A 23,805-nucleotide genomic window follows, 5' to 3' on the forward strand; every position below is an offset into this window, starting at 1 on the left:
AGGCTTCTCCGTGTGCAGTCCGCTATGCCTCTACTTGGATCTCCCGGTCTCGCGAACAAGCCGTGATGACGATCCCAGTCACTGTTTGATGTCCCATCCGACTCCGTGACCGAGCCGGTAGGTAGAGCCCTCTAGCTGATGCCAGTACCCGACCCGAGGGCGAGATCGGACTGACAGACACGCTTCGCTACTTAGGCAGCGAGAGCGTAGTCGCGCTGATTGGAATCGGCGCTTAATTGGTTGCAGCGACGCTTACGGTGGTCTCTTGCCTGCACCGACACGCTTCCCTTGACTCAACGTACGTAGTCGAAACCGTTCAGCCCCGTACGCGCCTGCGACGTTCGCAGGACTACCTACATTAACGTCACCCGCACCCGATGTCATTCCCTTTTCCAGGATTGTCCGGATGACGCCGCTCACAACCCCTGATGACCGAGTCGAGCGCTCAAGTCGCGGAGGTGATCATCGCGACCGACACACACGCGAGCGCCATGCCTGTGTACTGGACGCGACCGAGTCGCTCTCCCAACACGACGAGCGCCAGCAGCACCGTGGCCGCGGGATACAGAGCTCCGACGACACTCACCAGCGAGAGCATCCCACCCTGGAATGCGAACATCATCGCGGCGTTCGACACCACGTCGAGCAGTGCGACGGCGACGACATGCGGGTACAACATCCGTGGCGGACCGGTGAACTGCCGCACGGCCACGGCAACAGCCCACACGACGGCGGTCGCGGAGAGACGTTGGAACACCAGCGGCCACAGACCGGTTCCATCGGGGACCTGGTCGAGCGAGATGAACGTGAGTGCGAACGCCACACCACCCGCTGCGGTGAGTCCCGCGACACGAATGGTGAAGGCCGGGTGGTTGTCGCCACCGACGGTCTCGTGCGACTCCCTGCTGACGAGCACGACCGCCACGAGCGCGACGACGATTCCGATCCCCGCGAGCGGCCCGGGACGCTCCCCTGTGACGAGGCCCGCGAGAACGGGGATTCCAGCTACGAGCAGCGCAGTCACCGGCGATACCACCGACATCGGGCCGGATGCGAGGGCACGGTAGAACCACCACACCGCGAAGCCACCGAACAGGCCCGACGCGGCACCCCAGACCAGAGATTCCGCCGTCACGTCACCGCCCGCGAACGGTGCGATCACAAGGACGATCACCAGCGACAGCGGATACGAGGCAACGACGAACGACAGTGCGGTGGCCCGCCGAGAAGCGACACCACCGAGAAAATCGCTGACTCCGTAGCCGATCGCGGCCACGAGAGCCAACAGGACCGCGGTCAGCGCATACCTTTCACCCGCCTGCCGAGTTCGCGGGTCACCTCGCGTTCGGCGGTACGACGGGCAAGATCCTGCCGCTTGTCGTAGTCCTGCTTGCCCTTGGCGAGTGCCAACTCGACCTTGACCTTGCCGTCCGAGAAGTACATCGAGAGCGGAACCAACGTCTGGTTGCCCTCACGGGTCTTGCCGACCAGCGCGTCGATCTCCCGCCGGTGCAGCAGCAGCTTGCGGGTGCGACGCGGAGCATGGTTGGTCCAGGTGCCGTGCCCGTACTCCGGGATGTGCAACCCGCGCAGCCATACCTCCCCGTCGTCGACCGTCGCGAACGCGTCGACGAGAGACGCCTTCCCTTCCCGTAGGGCCTTCACCTCGGTACCGACAAGCGCGATGCCCGCCTCGTACGTATCGAGGATGGCGTAGTTGTGCCGCGCCTTACGGTTCGTGGCGATGACCTTCCGGCCCTTTTCCTTCACGTGCAGGCCTTTCAGGTTCAAATCGGTCGAAGTGGAACACAGTCCAGCATAGGAACCCGCACAAATCGTTATTCACGCACGTACAAGCGCAACGTCGCGTACGCGGTGATCGCCGCCATGCCCACGCCGACGAGTACGAGGAAGGGAGCGACGAGCAGGATGTCGCTGTCGGTGATTCTCGCAACGATGTTCGCGCCGTAGACCTCGGCGAGCATGTCGTCGACGAACAGCGACTTGGCAGCGAACAATCCGCCGATGGCAAGGGCTGCACCGACGATCGCGGCCACGACGGCTTCGAGGAGGAACGGCAGCTGGGTGTACCAGCGGGTTGCACCGACCAGGCGCATGATGCCGACCTCGGTGCGGCGAGTGAAAGCGGCAATCTGCACGGTGTTGGCGATGAGCAGGATCGCCGCGACGGCCTGGATGGTCGCGATCGCGAAGGCCGCGTTACGGATGCCTCCGAGCACACCGAACAACCGCTCGACCAGGTCTTGCTGGTTGAGGATGCTGTCCACACCCGGCCGCTCCGCGAAATCGGTCTGAATGATCGCGAAGCTCGACGGATCCGACATCTTCACCTTGAACGATGCGGGAAAACTCTCGGGACTGACGAGCTCGGCCAATTCGGGTTGGTCCGCGAAGACACGCTCGGTGGCGTCTGCCACCGCATCGTCGCGACTGAGGTACTGGACGGACACCACGTCGTCGGTGTTCTCGAGGTCGGTGCGCAGGGTGCTGCAGAGTTCCTGTTCACATTCCGGGTCGAGCGACGAAATGTCCTCGGTGAGGAACACTTGGATCTCTACTCGGTCGAGGAAGATCTTCTGCGTCTTGTCGGCCATCTGGACGACGAGCAGACCCGCACCGAACAGCGCAAGCGAGATGGCGGTGGTGAGAATCATCGCAACGGTCATGGTGAGGTTGCGGCGCAGGCCGGTGGTGACCTCGCTGAACAGGAAGCTGACGCGCATGGGAGTCAAGGTCCTTCGGTTGCCGGATGGACTGGTCTCGGAACGGGCGACCGGGTCAGCGACCCACGCCGTACACACCACGTGCTTCGTCGCGGACCACCCGGCCCAGGTCGAGTTCGACGACGCGGCGACGCATTGCGTCCACGATGTGGTGATCGTGGGTGGCCATGAGCACCGTGGTGCCGGTGCGATTGATCCGTTCGAGCAGAAGCATGATGTCCTGGCTGGTCTCGGGATCGAGATTGCCGGTGGGCTCGTCCGCCAGCAGAACCAGCGGCCGGTTCACGAACGCGCGCGCGATCGCGACACGCTGCTGCTCACCACCGGACAGTTCGGTGGGAAGGCGCCCCGCCTTGCCGGACAATCCGACGAGGTCGAGGACTTCGGGCACGGTCCGTTCGATCACGGAACGGGGCTTGCCGATGACCTCGAGCGCAAACGAGATGTTCTCCGCCACGGTCTTGCGCTGCAACAGACGGAAGTCCTGGAAGACGCAGCCGAGATTCTGGCGCAGTTTCGGGACCCGCCGCGCCGACAACTTGTTGACGTGGAAATCCGCTACATGGATCTCACCACTCGTGGGCGTGTCCTCGCGCAGCAGGAGGCGCATGAAGGTCGACTTTCCGGAGCCGGACGGGCCGATGAGGAAGACGAACTCGCCTTTGTCCACCTCGACGGACACGCCGTCCAATGCGGGTCTGGTCGACGTCTTGTAGGACTTGGACACATTTTCCAGGCGGATCACGACGCCATGCTAGCCGTTACCGGATGGTGACCTATTGCCCCGGCTCGCCGGTCGGTTCTGTGCCCGACTCCCCGTCGAATCCTGGGAGTCCCGGGATCTGCGGCAATCGGAAGGGATTCGCATCGGTCGTAGTGGTCTCGGGTGGCCGCGTACCGGTTGTCGGGGCGGGCGTGTCGCCCGGTGCCGTCGTGGCAGTCGTCGGTTCGGACGAGGGCGCAACGTCGGTGGTGGTGGTCGGAGGCGCCTGTTCAGTGCTCGACGCGGGTGGAACGTACGGCACGAAAGGTGTCTCGGAGATGATGACTGCTCCGGTGGGCGGAGTTCCCGTTCCGTCGGCCTGGCTCTTGTCCTGATTGAGAGTCAGATATGCCGCCCACAGGACGAGCCACACAATGCACAGCGCGAGGGTGCTGGTGCGTACGCGCCCGTGGAGCAGATGAGCCGGGATCCGGATGCGGTGCGATCGCTGGTCGTCGGTCACGGTTCCCCCGATCGTTCGACGACGCTTGCAGTGTCGAGTTGCGGACTCACTGTGATTCCCTTGGCACGAAGGGCACCGGCGATACGGGCGCGGAGCAGACGACCAACCTGGAACTGCTTCCCCGGCAGAGTTCGGGCGACGATCCGCATGCTGACCTGGTCGACCTCGAGGCTCTCGACGCCCATCACGCTCGGCTCGTCGAGCAGGAGTTCTCGCACGCGCGGCTCCTTGTACGCGGCGACGCCCACATCACGGAGGATGTCACTGACCGCACCGATATCGGCACTGACCGGAATCGGGACGTCGATTACGGCGCGCGCCCAGTCCTTCGACAGGTTGATGGCCTTGTTGATCTGGCCGTTCGGCACTGTGATCACTTCGCCGGCAGCGCTGCGGACCCGAGTCACCCTGAGGGTGACGTCCTCCACGGTGCCTACAGCGTCCTCCGACGACCCTGTGACCGAGATCTGCACGGTGTCACCGAATCCGTACTGACGTTCGGTGATGATGAAGAAGCCGGCGAGAATGTCCTGCACGATGCGCTGCGCGCCGAAACCGACAGCAGCACCCACAACGGTTGCCGGTGCCACGAGCGAACCGATCGGCAGGCTGAGATAGTCGAAAATCTTGAGCGCGGCAACGATGTAGACGAACGCGATCACCATCCACGTCACGACCTGTGCCACCGAATGGCGATGCTTGGTCGCCTCCGAGCGCACGAGGTCGTCGGACTGCCGGTAGCGATCGTCGATCCGCCGGGTCACCCGGCTGCCGGTCCACGAAACGAACCGGGCGATGATGACGGCACCGAGGATCGTCAGAGCGATCAGCAGTCCGCGGGTGGTGACCCAGTTCAGCAGGACATCGGTGGGAAACAGCGTTCTTTCCTTCGAAGAGGGACCCGGGCCGGGATCCTGCCCGCCACGGACCTACCGGCTCACGCGTTCTGTTCCTCGCCCATCCGCCAGCGGATGCCGGCTTCGAGGAAGCCGTCGATGTCGCCATCGAGAACCGAGGACGGGTTGTTGACTTCGTACTCGGTGCGCAGGTCCTTGACCATCTGGTACGGGTGCAGCACATAGGAGCGCATCTGGTTTCCCCACGAGCTGCCGCCGTCGCCCTTGAGGGCATCCATCTCGGCGCGCTCTTCCTGACGCTTCCGCTCGAGGAGTTTGGCCTGGAGGACGCGCATCGCAGACACCTTGTTCTGCAGCTGCGACTTCTCGTTCTGACAGGTGACGACGATGCCGGTAGGCACGTGTGTGAGGCGGACTGCGGAGTCGGTGGTGTTGACCGACTGTCCGCCGGGGCCGGACGACCGGTAGACGTCGACGCGGACGTCGTTCTCATCGATATCGATGTGGTCGGTGGTCTCGACCACCGGCAGCACCTCGACCTCGGCGAACGAGGTCTGGCGTCGGCCCTGGTTGTCGAACGGACTGATTCGAACGAGGCGGTGCGTGCCCATCTCGACGGACAGAGTGCCGTAGGTGTAAGGGGCCTTGATCGCGAAGGTCGCCGACTTGATGCCTGCTTCTTCGGCGTAGGAGGTGTCGTACACTTCGACGCCGTAGCCGTGCTTGTCGGCCCACCGGATGTACATGCGCATGAGCATCTCGGCCCAGTCCGCGGCGTCGACGCCGCCGGCACCGGAACGGATGTTGACGAGGGCATCACGTTGGTCGTACTCGCCCGACAGCAATGTCCGCACTTCCATCGCCTCGATGTCGGCGCGCAGGGTCTCGCGCTCGGAGTCGGCGTCGGCCAGCGCAGCTGCCTGCGCTTCGCCTTCTTCGTCCTCGGCGAGCTCATAGAGCACGGGGAGGTCCTCCAGTCGCTGGCGTAGCTCTTCGACGCGGCGCAGTTCGCTCTGCGCATGGGAAAGCTGACTGGTGACCTGCTGGGCATGCTCCTGGTCGTTCCACAGGTCGGGATCGGCCGCCTGATGTTCGAGCTCGTCGATACGGCGGCGCAGCTCTTCCACATCGAGAACCGACTCCACCGTCCGGAGGGTCGTCGCGAGCTCGGCCAGGTCTGCGGAAACATCGGGATGCACGATTCTCTAGGCTACCGGCTAGGGGCTAGCGTCTGACGCATGGCCACCGACTACACCGCCGATCTCGAACTCGCACTACGTCTCGCCGACGCCGCAGACGCCCTCACCCGCGACCGTTTCCGCGCGCTGGACCTGAAAGTCGACGACAAACCCGACCTGACACCGGTCTCCGACGCCGATCTCGCGGTGGAACGCCTGGTGCGGGAGACACTCTCCTCCGAGCGGCCCGGCGACGCGATTCTCGGGGAGGAATTCGGTGGCGATCCGGTCTTCGAAGGCCGCCAATGGGTGATCGATCCGATCGACGGCACCAAGAACTTCGTGCGGGGTGTGCCGGTGTGGGCGAGCCTCATCTCCCTGATCGTCGACGGTGTCCCGGTTGTCGGCGTGGTCAGCGCTCCGGCACTGCACCGCCGGTGGTGGGCCTGTTCGGGGGCCGGCGCGTGGTCCTCGCACGACGGCGGTGAACCACGTGCCATCGCGGTGTCCGAGGTCGGATCGCTCGCGTCGGCGTCGCTGAGCTTTTCGAGCCTCTCCGGCTGGAACGACCGCAACATTCGTGAGCGGTTCGTCGATCTGACGGACGAGGTGTGGCGCGTGCGCGCCTACGGCGACTTCTTCTCCTACTGCCTCTTGGCGGAGGGCGCGCTCGAGATCGCGCTCGAACCCGAGGTGTCGCTCTGGGATCTGGCAGCGCTCGATGTGCTCGTCCGCGAAGCGGGCGGGGTGTTCACGAATCTCGACGGCAGGGCAGGACCACACGGGGGAAGTGCGATCGCGACGAACGGTGCACTCCACGACGAGGTCCTGAGCCGACTGAAGTCCTGATGCCCACCCGACACTGCCCGCGCTGCATTTCACCTGCGGCGCGGGCAGTGTCGTCCTGCCCGGACAGCCGGGAACTTACTCGAGAGTAGACACATACCTTACTCAGGAGTAAGATTGATCTCTGTCCGCTCCGATACAAGAAACTTCTGGTGATCATGAGCAAGCAAGACAGTGTGGCCCGGAACACCCCCCGAGACACGTCCGCAGTCGGCCTCAACCCGATCAAGCGGGACGCCATGGGAGCAGCGATGCGCGTGCTCACGCGGATCACCGGGTCCGAACTCGCCGACCGCTACAACTTCCGGCAGACGATCGACCGGGTCACGTACGAGTCCACCAAGACCGGATTCAAGACCCTCGGCGCCGCGACCCGCACGTTCAAGAAGGTGTCCGGCGGCAACGGCCCCGAGCGTCTCGCCGCCGCGAAGAACGCCGACTACTTCGACCTCACCCCTACCGACGATCAACAGATGATCTCGGAAACTGTGCGCGACTTCGCCGCCGAGATTCTGCGTCCGGCGGCGCACGACGCCGACGAAGCTGCAGCCGCACCCGCCGACCTGCTCGCCCGCGCCGCCGAGCTCGGCATCACGCTCGTCAACGTGCCCGAAGCGTTCGACGGCGCCGCCGCCGAGCGTGGAGTGGTCACCAACAGCCTCGTCGCCGAAGCCCTCGCCCATGGCGATATGGGCCTGGCGCTGCCGATCCTCGCGCCGAGCGGCGTCGCCGTAGCACTGACCGAGTGGGGCACCGACGACCAGCAGAAGACCTACCTGCCCGCATTCGCCGGCGAGGACGTTCCGCAGGCATCCGTCGTCATCGCAGAGCCCCGCGCACTGTTCGATCCGTTCGCGCTGCACACGAAGGCCACGCGATCCCCGAGCGGGTACCGGCTCAACGGGGTCAAGGCCCTCGTCCCGGCGGCCGGTAGCGCTGAACTGTTCATCGTGGCAGCGGAACTCGACGGCAAGCCCTCGTTCTTCATTGTCGAGGCCAAAAGCAAGGGTGTCGTCATCGAGGCCGATCCCAGCATGGGCCTGCGCGCCGCCGGCCTCGGCCGCCTCCTGCTCGAGGATGTCGCCGTGCCGCAGTCCGCGCTACTCGGCGACGAGAACCCGGACGTTCGTGCGGAGCAGTACGCCGACGCGGTCCGGTTGTCGCGCCTCGGCTGGGCGTCGCTCGCCATCGGCACCGGGCAGGCCGTACTCGACTACGTGGTGCCGTACGTCAACGAGCGCGAGGCATTCGGTGAGCCGATCAGCCACCGCCAGGCGGTCGCGTTCATGGTCGCGAACATCAAGATCGAACTCGACGGCCTCCGTCTCGTCACCCTCCGCGGCGCAGCCCGCGCCGAGCAGGGTCTGTCGTTCGCTCGTGAGGCAGCGCTCGCCCGCAAGCTGGCGACGGACAAGGGAATGCAGATCGGTCTCGACGGCGTCCAGCTACTCGGCGGCCACGGCTTCACCAAGGAACATCCCGTCGAGCGTTGGTACCGCGACCTGCGCGCCATCGGCGTCGCCGAGGGCATCGTCCTCGTCTGAGCGGCCCTGACATACACAAGGAACCTGTGATGATCAATCTCGAACTTCCCAAGAAGCTCAAGGCTTCCGCGAATCAGGCCCACCAGGTCGCCGCCCAGATCTTCCGACCCGTCTCTCGCAAGTACGACCTCGCGGAACACGAGTATCCCGTCGAGCTCGACACTATGGCGGCAATGGTCGAGGCACTCAACGATTCCGGCCAGGGCGCAGCGGGCGCGACGCTCGGCCGCGAAGGCAAGGCGAAGGAGTCCGATGACGACAACGCCAACGGCGGAAACATGGCCGGCCTTCTCAATGTCATCGAAACCTGTTGGGGCGACGTTGGATTGACGTTGTCCATCCCCTACCAGGGCCTCGGCAACTCGGCTATCGCCGCGGTGGCGACCGACGAGCAACTCGAACGATTCGGCAAGGTGTGGGCCTCGATGGCGATCACCGAACCCAGCTTCGGATCCGACTCGGCCGCGGTCACCACCACTGCCGTTCTCGACGGCGACGAGTGGGTCCTCAACGGCGAGAAGATCTTCGTCACTTCCGGCGAGCGCTCTTCACACGTCGTCGTCTGGGCATCGGTGGACAAGTCGAAGGGCCGGGCGGCGATCAAGTCGTTCGTCGTGCCCCGCGATGCGCCCGGATTGAGCGTCGCGCGGCTCGAGCACAAGCTCGGCATCAAGGCCTCCGATACTGCGGTACTACTGCTGCAGGACTGCCGCATTCCCAAGGACAACATCCTCGGTTCGCCCGAGGTCAACGTCGAGCAGGGCTTCGCCGGGGTCATGCAGACCTTCGACAACACCCGCCCGATCGTCGCAGGCATGGCGATCGGTCTCGGTCGCGCAGCACTCGAGGAACTGAGGAGCATTCTGTCGGAGGCCGGGGTGGAGGTCAGTTACGACACTCCGGCGAACAATCAGCACGCCGCTGCCGCCGAGTTCCTCGCACTCGAAGCCGACTGGGAAGCCGCGTATCTGCTCGCCCTGCGGGCGACGTGGATGGCCGACAACAAGAAGCCCAACTCGCTCGAGGCGTCGATTTCGAAGGCGAAGGCCGGTCGTACGGGTACCGCGGTCTCGCTCAAGGCCGTCGAACTCGCCGGCACCTACGGGTACTCGCAGCGCCCGCTGCTCGAGAAGTGGGCCCGCGACAGCAAGATCCTCGACATCTTCGAAGGCACGCAGCAGATCCAGCAGCTGATCGTGGCCCGTCGTGTGCTCGGAAAGTCGTCTTCCGAGCTGAAGTGACCGCGCTGCCGTAGACCCTGCTACAGCTGCTCGGAGTTCTCTTCAGGGGAGGCAGGGAGACCCTCGCCGCACTCGAGTGAGGCGAGGGTTTCGCCTTGTCGGGGCTCTCGAGATCCCGACATTTCCCCTCACGAGGGACCCCGGCGCCGCTACCGTGTGGTGAAATTCACCGCAGCGGAGGGGGCCCCTTGTCCGAGCAGGACGTTCTGGAACGACTCACCGGGGGTCGCACGAGCATGCGGCAGATCACCGACAGTCTCGGCGCTCTCGCGGTCATGCGACGCAGCGGCCTGTTGCATTTCCCGCGCATCGACCGAAGCCTCGCGACAATGGCCGCCGCCAGGAAGTACGGCCCCTTCGCCGGCGCGGTACATTCACACGCCAGCCGAGGCCTCGACGCCACGGCGATCTCCGACGAACGCGGCGATGTCACGTACATAGAACTCGACGCGGCTTCGAACGCGCTGGTCCGCGCATGGAAGTCCGACGGGTTGACACCCGGATCCATTGTGGGCGTGATGGCCCGCAACCACCGGGGTCTGGTGCTGACGATGGTCGCTGCCGCAAAACTGGGCGCGCGACTTGTGATGATGAACACCGGGTTCGCGCCGCGGCAACTCGTCGAGGTCGCGGTCCGAGAGAAGGTGTCGGCCTTCGTGTTCGATTCGGAGTTCGCGGCCGTCGCCGCAGCGCTTCCCGCCGATGTCCGAAGATATCTCTCGTGGCAGGACAATCCCGTTCAGGGGATTCCCACGCTCGACTCCGCCGCCGCGGGTTTCGACCGCTCCGCCGTTCCTCCGCCCGAGAGCTTCGGCGGCTTCGTCCTGCTCACGAGCGGCACCACCGGTACGCCCAAGGGCGCCCCCCGCGCCCGCACGTCACCACTGGCCTCTGCGCAGTTCGTCGACCGTGTCCCGTTGCGTGAAGGACAGACGATGGTGATGGCGGCACCGGCCTTCCACGGAACCGGTGTCTCGCAGCTGGCGCTCGCGCTGGCACTCGGGCAGACGGTCGTGATGGTGCGCCGATTCTCCCCGATCGATACCCTGCGCGCGATCGAGGCCCACCGCGGGAACGTCCTGGTCGTCGTACCCACCATGCTCCAGCGCATACTTGCGCTGGGCGCGGCGACGATCGCCGAGTTCGACACGTCGAGCCTGCGCATCATCTTTTCGGCCGGCGCGGCACTGTCTCCCGACATCTGTCGCCGCACCCGAGAGTCGTTCGGCGACGTCCTCCACAACCTGTACGGCTCGACCGAATGCGCGGTCGTGACCGTCGCAACGCCCGAGGACCTTCGTCGCGCACCGGGGACCGCGGGTCGTGCACCGGTGACCTGCCACGTCGAACTGTTCGACGACGACGGTGGCCGCATCACCGCACCGGGCGAGGTCGGCAGGATCTTCGTCAAGAGCGGACTGAGCTTCGCGGGCTACACCGACGGCCGCGACAAGGAACGCATCGGCGGCCTGCTCTCCACCGGCGACGTCGGGCACTGGGACGAGCAGGGCTATCTGTTCGTCGACGGCCGCGACGACGACATGATCGTCTCCGGCGGAGAGAACGTGTACCCGCTCGAGGTGGAGAACGTGCTGGCCGAACGCGAGGATGTACTCGATGTGGCTGTCGTCGGTGTTCCCGATCCCGATTTCGGTCACCGGCTGCGGGCCTTCGTGGTGCCGGACCCCGATTCCCAGCCCACCGCCGACGAGATCAAGACATTCGTCAGGTCCAATCTCGCCCGCTACAAAGTGCCGCGCGACGTGGTGTTCGTCGACCGACTCCCCCGCAATGCGACCGGCAAGCTCCTCCGTCGAGTACTCGAAGAAATGGACGCGCGCTCACAATAGGCTGATCACACCATGAATCCCGTCGTCTGGCTGCTCGTCGGCTCCGTCTTCATCTTCATCGGGTCGTCGCGTCAGGCATGGTTCGAGCTGCAGGAGTGGCGTCGGCAGCTGGAGTCGACACTCGGGCTCTGCCGTAGTCGCGCACGACCCCAATCCTCGAGCTCTTCTATCGCTGACCCAATCGCCGGGGGTCAACAGCCAAAAAAGATCGAGGCCGGACAATGTCCGACCTCGATCTTCGTGGTAGCGGGGACAGGATTTGAACCTGCGACCTCTGGGTTATGAGCCCAGCGAGCTACCGAGCTGCTCCACCCCGCGTTGCAAGAACAAAGTTACACGAGCGGGGAAACGAAAGGCAAATCGCCTGAGCCACCGAGGTTTTGAAGTCCAATCTGGTGACCCCGGTCACTTTTTGCTCATGATCCCCAACACATAACGGATGAATAACATCTTTGTGACGAGAGTGTAATTTTTGCTCATGACCTGCGGGAACACGCCGGACTATCTCACATTCTGGACATGAGTCGAGGAAATCTGCCGGATGACGCCTCCCCCGCTCCCCTTGTACGGTCGGTCCCGGTTCGACTCCACCGAACCACCACCGGACCGCCGCCGCTGAGTCTGCCCCGCGGGAACCGGTGCCTACGAAGATCTTCGGAGGGGCAGAAGCACCGCACACCCCATCACGACACGAAGTGTCGAGGAAGTGCTGGTGCCGCGAGCGGGAGAGGACCCACAGCATGACCACACCGTTGACCAAGCGCGCCCTTCGTACCGTCGTCGTGACCGGCGCACTCGCCGCCGTTCCGCTCGGCCTCGCCGCCGGGACGGCGTCTGCTGCACCCCACAACTGGGACGGTGTCGCGCAGTGCGAAAGCGGTGGCAACTGGGCGATCAACACCGGAAACGGGTACTACGGCGGCCTGCAGTTCTCACAGAGCACCTGGGAGGCCAACGGCGGTACCGGGAACGCGGCCCACGCCTCGAAGGCGGAGCAGATCCGGGTCGCCGAGAACACGCTGCAGACCCAGGGCCCAGGTGCGTGGCCCACCTGCGGCCAGTACCTGACCACTGAGAGCGCACCGGCGGCACCCGCACCGGAGGCGCCCGGCGCCCCGGTCCTACCCGATGCCCCCATCGCCGAGGTGCCGGCTCTCCCGGTCGAGGTCCAGCAGGCCATCGACGCTGCGGGCGATCTCGCCGCGCAGCACGGCTTCGACGCACAGTTCTCACAGCTCGTCAGCATCGCCGGACTCTGACACTGCCGATCGACGACACTGCCCGATCAACGACGAGGTCCCGCCCATGGGCGGGACCTCGTCGAGGCATGTGGCCTTGCGCCACGGTGCGTCAGAGCCGGTGATCAGCCGCCACTCGACTGGTAGCTCTCGACCGCACGCTGCACCCGCGCGAGGGCATTGCCGTAGGCGTCGAAGTCGCCACTGCGCTGCGCGTTCGCGAGCTCATCGAGCGCCGAATCCAGTTCGGTCACCGCAGCCTCACGGCTTGCCGGTGGCACCGCCACCGGGGGCGATCCCGGTTCCGGTTGCTGACCTTCGTCGGGCACCGCACCCTCGACCGTCTCGGAGCGAGTATCGTCCTCGACCTCCGCGCTCGACACCGCTGACCCACCGGGAGCCGTCGCGACGTCGCCTACACCTGGACCGAACACCTGATCCAAGGCCGCAGCCAGGGTCGGTGCGTAACCGATCCGCACGCCGCCGCCCGAACCCGGCTCACGGTAGCTGACCAGCACACGCGAGAGCTGCGGGAACGTCGATGTACTGCCCGCTGTCGGGTTGCGCTCGGTGTACATCGGCTGGACGTACAGGATGCCACCCTCGGCAATCGGCAACGTGAGCAGGTTGCCGTACTGGATCCGGTTGGATCTTTCGAGCAGCGTCCGCTCGGAGGCGACACGAGTGTCGGAGATCATCGCGTTCTGTGTCTGCTCCGGACCGAAGGTCTGCGTATCGGTCGGTAGTTGCAGGATCGTGAACTGCCCGTAGTTCTCCGGATCTGCCTCCACCGAGATGTACGCAGACAGGAACTGACGGTTGTAGCCCACCATCGCGGACGTCAACCGGAATCTGGCGTCGGCGGTCTCCTCATCACCCATCAACAGGTAGTACGGCGGCTGATTAGCGGTGGTGTCCACCGTCGGGTCTGCCGGGACCGACCAGAACGCGTTGTTGGTGAAGAACTCGAGCGGCTCGTCGACGTGGTACTTGGCGAGCATCTCCCGCTGAACCTTGAACAGATCCTCCGGGTAGCGGAAGTGCGAGCGGAGCTCGTCGGAGATCTGATCCTGCGCAGTCACTGCATCCGGGAAGACCCCCATCCAGGCATTGAGAACGGGATCCTGCTCGTCGACCTGGTAGAGCGTGACCGTGCCGTCGTACGCGTCGACGGTCGCTTTCACCGAATTGCGAATGTACGAGACTTCCTTGCGAGGCAGCAGACGTCCGGTGTTCTGATCGATGCTGTCCTCGAGGAGACCTTCGAGCGAGCTGCGCTGGGCATACGGATAGTTGTCGAGCGTGGTGTACGCGTCGACGATCCACACGATGCGGCCATCCACTGCTGCCGGGTAGGCGTCGCCGTCGGCGGTGAGCCACGGCGCAACCTTGGTTACGCGGTCGCGGGGGTCGCGGTTGTACAGAATCTTCGAGTCGCCACCGATCGCGCTGGAGAAGAGGATATTGCGCTCGGCATATGTCGCGGCGAATGCGAACCGGTTGATCCAGTTGCCGATATCGACGCCGCCCTCACCGGTGTAGGTGTAGGTCTCGGTGTCGGTGTCGTACTCGCGCGGTGCTGCGCCCTCACTACCACCGACGATCGCGTAATCGGGATCGGCCTCGGCGATCACCTCACCGAAGTAGATGCGCGGCTGTTCGACGGGGATGACCTGGTTGCCTGCCGCCTGCGAGGCGAGGTCGCTGATCATATAGACCGGGTAGCCGCTGTTGCTGTTCGCAGCTTCTTCCGCCGAGGTACTGGCGGCGGCGTTGACCCGATTCGCAGGAGCGGCGACCAGACCGTTGCCGTGGGTGTACACGGTGTGGCGGTTGATCCAGTCGGTCTGGTTCCCGGTCAGGCTTGTCGGAGACAACTCACGTGCGGCGACGATGTAGTCCTCGACACGACCGTCGACCTCGTAACGGTCGATATCGAGAGACTCGGGGTAGCCGTAGAAGTTCTTGAGCTGAGTCTGCTGAGTAAACGTACGTGGGAGCACATTCGGGTCGAGTAGTCGGGTGTTCGCGATCGTCGTGATGTCGGCGGGAACCTCTTCGGGAGAGACGGTGCCTACCCCGGGATAGTCCTCATACGTGACCTTGTCGTCGGTGATCCCGTATGCCTCACGCGTGGCCGCGATGTTCCGTTCGATGTACTCGCGTTCCTTGTCGGCGGCGTTCGGCCGGACGGAGAACTGCTCGACCATGAGCGGGTAGATCGCGCCGACGAGAATCGACGACAGCACCAGAAGCGCCGTTGCAAGAGCGGGGATCCGCAGATCGCGGAACACGATCGCCGCGAAGAACGCGATCGCACAGATGATGGCGATCGCCATCAGGATCAGCTTGCCGGGCAGAACTGCATTGATGTCGGTGAAACCTGCGCCGCTGAACGTGGGTTCCTTCCGGCCGCTCCACAGCAGTTCGTACCGGTCCAACCAGTAGGCCACCGCTTTGAAAGCGACGAACAGGCCTGCAAGGACTGCCAGCTGAATCCGAGCTGCATTGGAGATGTGGCCACCACTACCGCCCCGCCCCGCGAGGCGGATTCCGCCGAAGATGTAGTGGGTGACCAGACTCGCGAAGAACGACAGGATGATCGCGACGAACAACCAGTTGAGGACGAAACGGAAGAACGGCAGGTCGAACGCGTAGAACCCGACGTCCAAGCCGAACTGGGGGTCGGTGGTGCCGAACGATCCCCCGTTGAAGAACATCTGGACCGTCACCCAGCTCGACTGGGCGATGAGGCCGGACAACACGCCGATGCCGATCGGAATACCGAGCCCGAAGGCGCGCATCCGGGTCATGACCGTCGTGCGATACCGCGCGATCGGATCACCGGGACCGGCTGTCGGCACGAACACCGGACGCGATCGGTAGGCAAGGAACAGTGCAAGCCACAGCACCGCCGCAACAAAAAGGCCGACGACGAAGAACAGCACAACTCGCGTCAGGAGAACTTTGACGTACACGCCGCGGAAATCGACGGAGCCGAACCACAGCCAATTGGTATAGGTATCCAGGATTCTCGGGCCGAGAAGCAGCAGCACGGCCACCACCAAGGCGAGAATCAACAGAGCTTTGCTCCGCTTCGACAGACTCGGTACTCCGGTCGGGGGCCTCATGCCCACGTGCCACGCTCCCAACTCGTACGGCGACGCGGTGATCCGCGCCGTCTCCACCTCGTGTCACAACCCGGTGACCGTTTCGCCCTACTCTACGGAAACCGCGCGCCGCGGGTGCACCCACCGCTCCGGTGGACACATCCGGGTCTTCCGGATGTCAGGATAGGCATGTGAACGATCACCTTCCTGTTCCTTCCCCCGATGCGCTCTCACATGCCGTCCACGAGATCATCGATTTCGTCGATGCGGAGGGCTGGGACCGACCTCCGGTGATGTTCGCCCTCGTCCCCACTGCCTTGCTCGCAGCCGCGGAGCCGACCCTCAGCGACCAACTCGACGACGGCCACCAGTACACGCCGGTCGTCCAGGATCTGCTGCCCGACGACATCGAGGGCGGCAGTCCCGCACTGGAGGAGTTCCTCGCGACCACAAGCTGGCCGGCTTCGGTATCCGGCTGTGCGCTGGTGCAAGAGATCGTCGTGCTCCCCCCTGCCGCGGAAACCGACCTGGATGAGGCGCTCGTCCCCCTGCTCGCCGACAGACATGCTGCCGACGATGCCGCCCTCGGCGCAGCACATGCGCACCCGGATCGCCGCGAGGCGCGTCTGATCTCGGCGGTGCTACGCGACGGCCCGTCGATGAGCCTGCTCGAGCTGCGCCCCACCGACGACGATCCGTTCGCGGGCGCCGAACTGCGAGTCGCCGACGACCTCGCGCCGAATGTCGTCGAAGCGTTGTATGCGACGCTCGAGGCGGGCGAGGACGACTGAGCGGGGCACCCCGGCCACACCCGGTCACCGGGAATCAGCCGCAGGTGGGCGCGTCGCCTCCGGAGGTGACGGCCTCGAGTGCGTCGATTGCACCGTCGAGCGTTTCCACCTCGATCAGCCGGATACCGTCGGGCGTGTCGGACAGCGCTTCGGCGCAGTTGTCGGCCGGAACCAGGAAGAACTCGGCGCCGCCCTCGGCGGCCGCGGTCAACTTGTGGGTGATGCCGCCGATCGGCCCCACGACACCGTCGGAATCGATGGTGCCGGTACCTGCGACGTGCTTTCCACCGTTGAGTTCGCCCTCGCTGAGTTTGTCGACGAGGGCGAGGCTGAACATCAGGCCCGCCGACGGACCACCGACGTCGGCGAGGTTGAACGTGACGGAGAACGGGACCTCCGGGAGTTCCTCGGTGCCGATTCCGAGAAAGCCCTTGTCGGGGTCGCTGGGGCGTCCCCCCACCGTGACGGGAACAATCTCCTCGACGCCGTCCCGTTCGACCGTGATCTCCAGATCACTGCCCGGCGCGGTGTCGCCGACCACGCGCTGGACCTGGCCGGCGGTGCTGACCACCTCACCGCCCACCGCGAGGATTCGGTCGCCTTCATGGAGCAGATCCGTTGCCGGGGCGTCGTCGGCCACCTGCGCAACTCGGAGCGTGACGGGCATGTCCAGATAGTGGAGCGCAGCGAGTTCGGCACTCCGCTCGGACTGCGCGAACTGTGCGTGATCTGCCGCCTTGACCTCGTCCTTGCTACGCGTCGGCGGGTACACCTGTTCGCGCGGAGCGAGACCGTAGCGTCCGCTGAACCAGGCCAGGACCGTCTGGGCGAGCGTGAGGTTGTCGGTGACCCCCACCGTGGTCATGACCAGTTCGCCGGTAGTGGGGTCGGATTCGACACCCTCGATTTCGATGACCGGTGTCCCCTCGACCTCGCCGAGCGTGTCGAAGGTCGGCCCCGGACCGAGCGCAACATAGGGCACACGCACATTGAATGCCAGCACCGCGAGGACCAATACCGGGAGCAGAACGGCAAGGGGCAGCACGAAGCGTCGATTCACCCGGCCAGGGTAGCGGGCGCGCGCTGTTCGCGTTCAGCGTGACCACACCGGCCGTTTCCGACTCCGTCCCCTTGTACCGTTGACGGTATGAGCGACACCCCCTTCGGATTCTCCAACCCCGACGACGATCCCGACCGCAAGAAGGACGGGGGGTCCGACGGCGGTGCAAGCGGCTCCGAGGGCGGATTCCCGTTCGGTTTCGGAGTTCCCGGCAGCGGCGGCGACAACCCGTTCGGTGCGCAGGGCTTCGATCCGTCCCAGTTCGGGCAGATGCTGAGCCAGTTCGGCCAGATGCTCAGTGGCATGGGCAGCGCTATGGGTACAGGTGAGTCCGGTCCGGTCAACTACGACGTGGCCACCAAGCTGGCCCGTCAGCAGATCGGATCGGTGACCCCCGTGTCGGCGGGCGCGACGGACGCTGTGCGCGACGCTGCGCGCCTCGCAGAATTGTGGCTCGACGCCGCGACCACACTCCCCGCCGGCGCCACGAAGGCCGTCGCATGGACGCCGGTCGACTGGCTCGACAACACACTCGACACATGGAAGCGCCTCGCCGATCCGATCGCGGAGCAGGTCAACGGCATGATGGCGCAGGGTCTTCCCGAGGAGGCCCGAGCAATGGTGGGGCCGATGATGGGCATGTTCGCCCAGATGGGAGGCATCGCTTTCGGCTCGCAACTCGGCCAGGCGCTGGGTCAGCTTTCGAAGGAAGTGCTGACCTCGACAGACATCGGTATCCCGCTCGGTCCCGAAGGCACGGTGGCCCTGATGCCCGCGGCCATCGAAACGTTCGGTGAGGGTCTCGAACAGCCGGCTCAGGAGGTACTGGTCTTCCTTGCGGCACGCGAATCCGCCCACCAGCGGCTCTACAGTCATGTGCCGTGGTTGCGCCAGCGCTTGCTCGGTGCGGTCGAGGAATACGCGCGCGGAATCAAGATGGATTTCTCGGCGATCGAGGATCTTGCGCAGGGCATCGATCCGGCGGCGCTGACCGACCCGTCGAAGATCCAGGAGCTCCTGGGCCAGGGCGCGTTCGAACCTCAGACCACGCCGGAACAGAAGGCCGCGCTCGAGCGGCTGGAGACGATGCTCGCGCTGGTCGAAGGCTGGGTAGAGATAGTCGTCTCCGACGCTCTCGGTGATCGCCTCCCCGGGGTCGCAGCGCTGAGCGAGACTCTCCGCCGTCGACGCGCAACGGGTGGTCCCGCAGAGCAGACCTTTGCGTCGTTGGTAGGCCTCGAACTCCGGCCTCGGAAGCTGCGGGAGGCCGCGACGCTGTGGCGACGCCTCACCACCGATGCGGGTGCCGACGCACGCGACAAGGTCTGGGCACACCCCGACCTGCTTCCGGATTCCTCCGACCTCGACAATCCCACCGCGTTCGTCGACCGGGTGATCGGGGGCGGAACCGATGCATTCGACGATCCCATCGCGCAGCTGAAGGCGACCATGGAACGCGAGAAAGCCGAACACGACGAAAATTCGGACGACGAGAATCCCGACGCGTCGAACTGAGACCTCTTTGCTCTGGTCACAGGCGTTCAGCCCTGTGGATAACTCGGTGATCCGCCCTCGGCCGGAGCACCGCGGCTGCGATGCTTCCCGGTATGACCAGTTCCGTTCGTGCCCAAGCGCAGGTTGACACCGGTAGCGACACCGCCCTTTCGTTCGATCCCGCACTACTGGTGTTGAGACGCGCCGACGGTCGCGTGCAGGTGGGATGGGGACCCGAGACCGGTCGCGTCATCGTGCCGCCCGAGGGTCTCGACGAATTCGATGTGCGGACCGTCCTGCAGTTGCTGGACGGTGCGCACACGGACGACGAACTCGTCGAGACCGCAGTCGAGCGAGGCGCCGATGCCGCCGGCGTCCGGTTGTTGCTCGACGATCTAGTGGCAACCGGACTCGTCCGAGGGTCGGCATCGGCCAAGACCCGTGTCGCCCCGACGCCTCCGCATCGGATCAGGCTCTACGGCGATGGCCCGCTCGCCGATGCACTGTGCGCGCAGCTGTCGTTGCGGGACACCAAATGGTCCCGGTCGGGTAGATACACCGGCGACGAACGTCTCCAGGAGGGTCTCGCGTGCGTGGTCCTCGCCGATATCCAGGTGCCCGATCCGCTCGTTGTGCGCGACCTCATGCAGCACCGGGTCCCGCATCTTGTGGTCCGAACACGGGACGGGCGCGGAATCGTCGGTCCATTCGTCGTCCCTGGCAGCACGAGTTGCTTACGGTGCGCTGACCTGACCCGCACGGATCTCGATCCATCGTGGCCCGTTCTCGCCGCCCAGCTGTGGGACCGGCCCGGTCACGCGGATCGCGCGGTGGTTCTCGCCACCGCTGCCATCGCACTGGCCGAGCTCGATGTAATTCTTGCCGGGTCCCTGCCGCTCGCTGTGGCCGATCACACCGTGGAGATCGATCTGTCGTCGTTCCGGCTGTCGAAGCGCCGCTGGTTCCGTCACCCCGACTGCGAGTGTTCGATGTGACCGCCCCGGGTGGAAGATGATGTGGGGCCGGTCAGGCATGATGGTGTGCGTGGCCGACATCCCTCGCAAAAGCTCTTCCCGCACCGCCAAACTCGCGAGCATTCCGTTGGGGATCGCGGGACGCGCCGCGATGGGCTTCGGTAGGCGTCTGGCAGGGGGCGATCGCGACGAGATCGACGCCGAGATGGCGGCGAAGGCCGCGGAGCAGCTGTTCACCGTGCTCGGCGAGCTCAAGGGTGGCGCCATGAAGCTCGGGCAAGCGCTCAGCGTGATGGAGGCTGCGGTCCCCGAGGAACTCGCCGAACCGTATCGAGAGGCCCTCACCAAACTCCAGGCGGAGGCGCCACCGCTGCCCGCAAAGGCCGTGCACCACGTACTCGACCAGCAGCTCGGCACCAAGTGGCGCGAACGCTTCACCTCGTTCGACGATGTGCCGACCGCGTCGGCCAGCATCGGTCAGGTGCATCGGGCGGTGTGGTCCGACGGGCGGAAGGTTGCGGTGAAGGTGCAGTACCCGGGCGCCGACGAGGCGCTGCGCGCAGACCTCAAGACCCTGTCGCGGTTCGCGAGCCTGTTCTCGACCGTGATGCCGGGCACCGACGTCCGCGCGATCCTCGACGAACTCTCGGCGCGCACCGAGGAGGAGCTCGACTACCGCATCGAGGCCGACAATCAGCGTGCGTTCTCGAAGGCCTTCGACGACGACCCCCAGTTCTTCGTACCTCGCGTGGTCGCAAGCGCACCCAAAGTCACTGTCACCGAATGGCTTTCCGCTACCCCCTTGTCCTCGATCATCACCGGCGGGACACAGGAGCAACGCAATCGCGCGGGCGCTCTGCTCGCCGAGTTCCACTTCTCCTCCCCGTCGCGAGTGGGGATGCTGCACAGCGATCCGCACCCGGGCAACTTCATGTTGCTCGACGACGGACGGCTCGGCGTCATCGATTTCGGCGCCACCGCCGCGATGCCGGATGGTTTCCCGCCGGTATTGGGCCGGATGGTCCGGCTCGCCCTCGACGAGCGGTTCGACGAGCTGACGCAACTGCTGTACGACAACAAGTTCGTGTTGCCCGGCCGGACCGTGACGGACCGGGAGATCGCGGACTATCTCCGCCCGTTCACCGACCCCATCCGGACAGAGTCGTTCCACTTCACCCGATCGTGGTTGCAGCAGGTCGCGGGTGTGGCCACCGACTTCTCCGGTCCTCAGTTCCGGACCGCCCGCACGTTGAATCTTCCGCCGGAGTATCTCAGTGTCTTCCGGGTCCTGTTGGGCTCGGTGGGGATCTGCGCTCAACTCGACGCGTACGCGCCCTACATGCGAATACTCACCGAGTGGCTGCCGGGGTTCGTCGACGAGTGACCGGCCTGGGCGGGCGAGGCCGGACGCCTCGCCCGCCCAGGGCGGTCATGCACACACCAATTCCTTCTCCGGATCGGTGACGACGGGATGCTTGCGGGGACGCCCGCGAGGACGCTTACGTGCGACGATCGCGCCGCGGTCGAGGATCTCGCCGCCCCATACTCCCCAGGGTTCCTCGCGGTCGAGAGCGGCTGCGAGACACCGCGAACGCACGGGACATGCGGAACACAGTGCCTTGGCGCGTTCGAGGTCAGCGGGTGTGTCCGCGAACCACAGGTCCGGGTCGTAGTTGTGGCACGGCAGGATCCCGGCACGTGCACCGGTCTCTTGGTCGGAATCGTGCGGGGCGGTCGACAGGGTGTCGCTCGGCACGAGAGCTCCTTTTCGATGGTTCGGATTGAATGCGGTGCGAACCCGGCCGAAAAGCAGTGTGGCCACGGTCCGCTGGGCGGGGTCCGTGGCCTGGAATCGGAATCGTCTACCGGAGGCGAACCTCGGGCAGACCCCTGACCACGGACGAAACAGCTGCGGCACGCACACGACGGGCGCGCGGAGCAGCCACGTCGGCTGCGCCGGCGGCGGCAGCGATGAGTGCGAGCGCTGTGAAGCCGAGCATCGGTGCTACCTCCTGCCATGGTTCGTGCACGGGCTCTCCCGTGACATCGTCATCCACAGTAGTGACGTCCCCATGGATGACACAAGTTATTTTCTACCTGCGGTTTCACACCTCCGCGGCGGTTACGGTGGACGCATGACACTCGCGACGACGAGATTCATCCCAGTGCTCGATTGCCCCGACCCGCGCGCCCTCGCCGATTTCTATCGCGACCTGCTCGGCTGGCGGCTCGTGAAAGACCGCGACGACTGGTTCGAGCTTGCCCGTGACGACAGCACCGCGATCGCATTCCAACTCGCCCCCGACTTCGTTCCACGACGATGGCCGGAGGAAGGTGTTCGCGCCCACCTCGACTTCAGCGTTCCGAATCTCGACGAGGCCGAGGGAGTTGCACTCGGCCTCGGCGCCACCCGTGTTCTCGGCCCATCGACAGCCCCGACGTTTCGCGTATTCCGTGACCCGGCGGGCCACTACTTCTGCCTCTGTGCCTGCTGACAGGACTTCGGGTCGCCGAACTGCAGATCGATGACCGAGAGCCGGCCGAGACCGTATTGCAACCGACCGAACACCGTCACGCAACCCCCGCGCTCCTGTCGAATGCGACGATCGGTTGATGCGGAAGTTGTGCGTGAGGTCAATGTTACGTGTGTTGTCTGCGTCGTCGGTTACAGTACTGGCCTCGAGCATCGGGTTCGGCGGGCTCGCCGCGGCTCAGCCAACCGCGGAACCACAGCCGCCTGGAGCCAGCGCGGTGTCGGATATCGCTCCACACGTGGTGGAGACCCGGGAGATCTCCCCCACCCACACCGTCGTCGACGTCTACTCGCCCGCAATGAATCGGGTGATCTCCAACGACGTTCTCCGGCCCGCACACGGCGGCTCGCTACCTACGTTGTACCTGCTCAACGGTGCTCTCGGCGGTGAGGACGGAGTCGGCTGGATGAACAACTCACAGGTGCCCGCGTTCTTCGCTGACAAGAACGTGACCGTCGTGCTGCCGATCGGCGGACGTTTCAGCTTCTACACCGATTGGGGAAGCTCCGATCCGATCCTCGGCATCAATATGTGGGAGACGTATCTGACTCGGGAACTGCCCGGCGTGATCGACCGCGAGTTCGGCGGGACCGGACTGAACGCAGTCGCGGGGTTGTCGATGAGCGGTGGGCCCGCTCTCGATCTGGCGATCCAGGCGCCCGATCTGTACCAGGCTGCGGCATCGTTCAGCGGATGCCCTGCACCGAGCAACCTCCTTGCCAGCGTGGGTATCTCGACCATGATCGCCAGCGGACTGAACAATCCGCTCAACATGTGGGGCCCTCCCGGCAGCCGCGAGTGGCGCGCACACGACCCCGCGTCCAACGCCGCGAAACTGGCAGGCACCGCCGTGTATGTCAGCGCATCACGCGGTGCCGTCGGTGTCGTGGACCGGATCCCGGAAGGCGCGATACCGCCGATCGGCGGGATGGTCGTCGAAGCACTCGTCCACCGGTGCACCACCATGTTCGTCGATGCGCTCGAAGCAGCGGGTGTCCCCGCGACGGTGTCGTTGCGCGACACCGGCGCGCACACGTGGGCGCTGTTCGAAGATCAGCTCCGCGAAGCGTGGAGCACCACGATCGCCCCTGCGCTGCAGACAGGATGAGCCGGCCGGG

At 65.2% G+C, this 23,805-nt stretch carries 22 protein-coding genes and 1 tRNA gene; 11 read left to right on the forward strand and 12 right to left on the reverse strand.

Features of this window, described 5'->3' with window-relative positions; genetic code table 11:
- Positions 1–445: 445 nt before the first annotated feature.
- The 7 genes from ACSYG9_RS00005 to prfB all read right to left on the reverse strand — a co-directional run bounded on the left by ACSYG9_RS00005 (position 446) and on the right by prfB (position 6,026).
- Positions 446–1,276: an EamA family transporter gene (locus ACSYG9_RS00005; protein WP_454843050.1), complete on the reverse strand. Its 831-nt coding sequence runs from the start codon at positions 1,274–1,276 to the stop codon at positions 446–448.
- Positions 1,277–1,296: 20 nt separating this feature from the next.
- Complete coding sequence (gene smpB / locus ACSYG9_RS00010; RefSeq protein WP_169685965.1) at positions 1,297–1,770, reverse strand: SsrA-binding protein SmpB; 474 nt, start codon at positions 1,768–1,770, stop codon at positions 1,297–1,299.
- Between the two features lie 68 nt (positions 1,771–1,838).
- Positions 1,839–2,744: a permease-like cell division protein FtsX gene (gene ftsX, locus ACSYG9_RS00015; RefSeq protein ID WP_440125281.1), complete on the reverse strand. Its 906-nt coding sequence runs from the start codon at positions 2,742–2,744 to the stop codon at positions 1,839–1,841.
- 55 nt (positions 2,745–2,799) lie between these two features.
- Positions 2,800–3,489, reverse strand: a complete 690-nt coding sequence (gene ftsE / locus ACSYG9_RS00020) for a cell division ATP-binding protein FtsE (RefSeq protein ID WP_169685961.1) — start codon at positions 3,487–3,489, stop codon at positions 2,800–2,802.
- 31 nt (positions 3,490–3,520) lie between these two features.
- A complete protein-coding gene (locus ACSYG9_RS00025) occupies positions 3,521–3,970 on the reverse strand; it encodes a hypothetical protein (protein WP_440125282.1) in 450 nt (149 codons plus the stop codon).
- The gene (locus ACSYG9_RS00030; protein ID WP_440127478.1) at positions 3,967–4,803 is read right to left on the reverse strand and encodes a mechanosensitive ion channel domain-containing protein; all 837 of its coding nucleotides are present in this window, start codon (positions 4,801–4,803) and stop codon (positions 3,967–3,969) included. Before ACSYG9_RS00030 ends, ACSYG9_RS00025 begins: the two co-directional genes overlap by 4 nt.
- Before the next feature lie 104 nt (positions 4,804–4,907).
- Positions 4,908–6,026: a peptide chain release factor 2 gene (prfB, locus tag ACSYG9_RS00035; RefSeq protein WP_169685957.1), complete on the reverse strand. Its 1,119-nt coding sequence runs from the start codon at positions 6,024–6,026 to the stop codon at positions 4,908–4,910.
- 39 nt (positions 6,027–6,065) lie between these two features.
- On the opposite strand from prfB, the gene hisN reads away from it, so the two are divergent.
- The 4 genes from hisN (at position 6,066) to ACSYG9_RS00055 (ending at position 11,486) form a co-directional block, all read left to right on the forward strand.
- A complete protein-coding gene (gene hisN / locus ACSYG9_RS00040) occupies positions 6,066–6,854 on the forward strand; it encodes a histidinol-phosphatase (protein WP_440125283.1) in 789 nt (262 codons plus the stop codon).
- Between the two features lie 149 nt (positions 6,855–7,003).
- Positions 7,004–8,395, forward strand: a complete 1,392-nt coding sequence (locus ACSYG9_RS00045) for an acyl-CoA dehydrogenase family protein (protein ID WP_440125284.1) — start codon at positions 7,004–7,006, stop codon at positions 8,393–8,395.
- Between the two features lie 29 nt (positions 8,396–8,424).
- The gene (locus ACSYG9_RS00050) at positions 8,425–9,636 is read left to right on the forward strand and encodes an acyl-CoA dehydrogenase family protein (RefSeq protein ID WP_440125285.1); all 1,212 of its coding nucleotides are present in this window, start codon (positions 8,425–8,427) and stop codon (positions 9,634–9,636) included.
- Positions 9,637–9,872: 236 nt separating this feature from the next.
- Complete coding sequence (locus ACSYG9_RS00055) at positions 9,873–11,486, forward strand: acyl-CoA synthetase (RefSeq protein ID WP_440127479.1); 1,614 nt, start codon at positions 9,873–9,875, stop codon at positions 11,484–11,486.
- 241 nt (positions 11,487–11,727) lie between these two features.
- On the opposite strand, the gene ACSYG9_RS00060 is transcribed toward ACSYG9_RS00055, so the two are convergent.
- Positions 11,728–11,804 (reverse strand) — tRNA-Met (locus tag ACSYG9_RS00060).
- A gap of 422 nt (positions 11,805–12,226) precedes the next feature.
- On the opposite strand from ACSYG9_RS00060, the gene ACSYG9_RS00065 reads away from it, so the two are divergent.
- Positions 12,227–12,745: a transglycosylase family protein gene (locus tag ACSYG9_RS00065; protein ID WP_454840662.1), complete on the forward strand. Its 519-nt coding sequence runs from the start codon at positions 12,227–12,229 to the stop codon at positions 12,743–12,745.
- 104 nt (positions 12,746–12,849) lie between these two features.
- Here ACSYG9_RS00065 and ACSYG9_RS00070 read toward each other — a convergent pair whose 3' ends face one another.
- A complete protein-coding gene (locus tag ACSYG9_RS00070) occupies positions 12,850–15,861 on the reverse strand; it encodes a UPF0182 family protein (RefSeq protein ID WP_440125287.1) in 3,012 nt (1,003 codons plus the stop codon).
- A gap of 164 nt (positions 15,862–16,025) precedes the next feature.
- Here ACSYG9_RS00070 and ACSYG9_RS00075 point away from each other — a divergent pair, with 164 nt between their 5' ends.
- On the forward strand, positions 16,026–16,625 hold the full coding sequence (locus ACSYG9_RS00075) for a PPA1309 family protein (protein ID WP_440125288.1): 600 nt from the start codon (positions 16,026–16,028) through the stop codon (positions 16,623–16,625).
- 34 nt (positions 16,626–16,659) lie between these two features.
- Here the strand turns inward: ACSYG9_RS00075 and ACSYG9_RS00080 are convergent, their stop codons facing one another.
- Positions 16,660–17,685 (reverse strand): YlbL family protein, encoded by a 1,026-nt coding sequence (locus ACSYG9_RS00080; protein ID WP_454840663.1) that lies wholly within the window; start codon positions 17,683–17,685, stop codon positions 16,660–16,662.
- An 87-nt stretch (positions 17,686–17,772) separates the two neighbouring features.
- Here ACSYG9_RS00080 and ACSYG9_RS00085 point away from each other — a divergent pair, with 87 nt between their 5' ends.
- The 3 genes from ACSYG9_RS00085 to ACSYG9_RS00095 all read left to right on the forward strand — a co-directional run bounded on the left by ACSYG9_RS00085 (position 17,773) and on the right by ACSYG9_RS00095 (position 21,537).
- Positions 17,773–19,200, forward strand: a complete 1,428-nt coding sequence (locus ACSYG9_RS00085; RefSeq protein WP_454840665.1) for a zinc-dependent metalloprotease — start codon at positions 17,773–17,775, stop codon at positions 19,198–19,200.
- Positions 19,201–19,292: 92 nt separating this feature from the next.
- On the forward strand, positions 19,293–20,174 hold the full coding sequence (locus ACSYG9_RS00090; protein ID WP_440125291.1) for a TOMM precursor leader peptide-binding protein: 882 nt from the start codon (positions 19,293–19,295) through the stop codon (positions 20,172–20,174).
- A 37-nt stretch (positions 20,175–20,211) separates the two neighbouring features.
- Positions 20,212–21,537 carry an AarF/UbiB family protein gene (locus tag ACSYG9_RS00095; protein WP_440127480.1) on the forward strand — a complete coding sequence of 442 codons (1,326 nt, stop codon included), beginning with the start codon at positions 20,212–20,214 and terminating at the stop codon, positions 21,535–21,537.
- Between the two features lie 45 nt (positions 21,538–21,582).
- Here ACSYG9_RS00095 and ACSYG9_RS00100 read toward each other — a convergent pair whose 3' ends face one another.
- Entirely contained in the window at positions 21,583–21,894 is a 312-nt protein-coding gene (locus tag ACSYG9_RS00100; protein WP_440127481.1) for a WhiB family transcriptional regulator, read from the reverse strand.
- A gap of 121 nt (positions 21,895–22,015) precedes the next feature.
- The gene (locus ACSYG9_RS00105; RefSeq protein WP_440125292.1) at positions 22,016–22,183 is read right to left on the reverse strand and encodes a hypothetical protein; all 168 of its coding nucleotides are present in this window, start codon (positions 22,181–22,183) and stop codon (positions 22,016–22,018) included.
- 105 nt (positions 22,184–22,288) lie between these two features.
- Between ACSYG9_RS00105 and ACSYG9_RS00110 the strand changes: the two genes are divergently transcribed.
- Together ACSYG9_RS00110 and ACSYG9_RS00115 are read left to right on the forward strand one after the other, a co-directional pair.
- Positions 22,289–22,648 (forward strand): VOC family protein, encoded by a 360-nt coding sequence (locus ACSYG9_RS00110; RefSeq protein WP_440125293.1) that lies wholly within the window; start codon positions 22,289–22,291, stop codon positions 22,646–22,648.
- 256 nt (positions 22,649–22,904) lie between these two features.
- Positions 22,905–23,795 (forward strand): alpha/beta hydrolase-fold protein, encoded by an 891-nt coding sequence (locus ACSYG9_RS00115; RefSeq protein ID WP_440125294.1) that lies wholly within the window; start codon positions 22,905–22,907, stop codon positions 23,793–23,795.
- The last annotated feature ends 10 nt before the right edge of the window (positions 23,796–23,805 follow it).

Source organism: Rhodococcus sp. SJ-2, assembly GCF_053750035.1.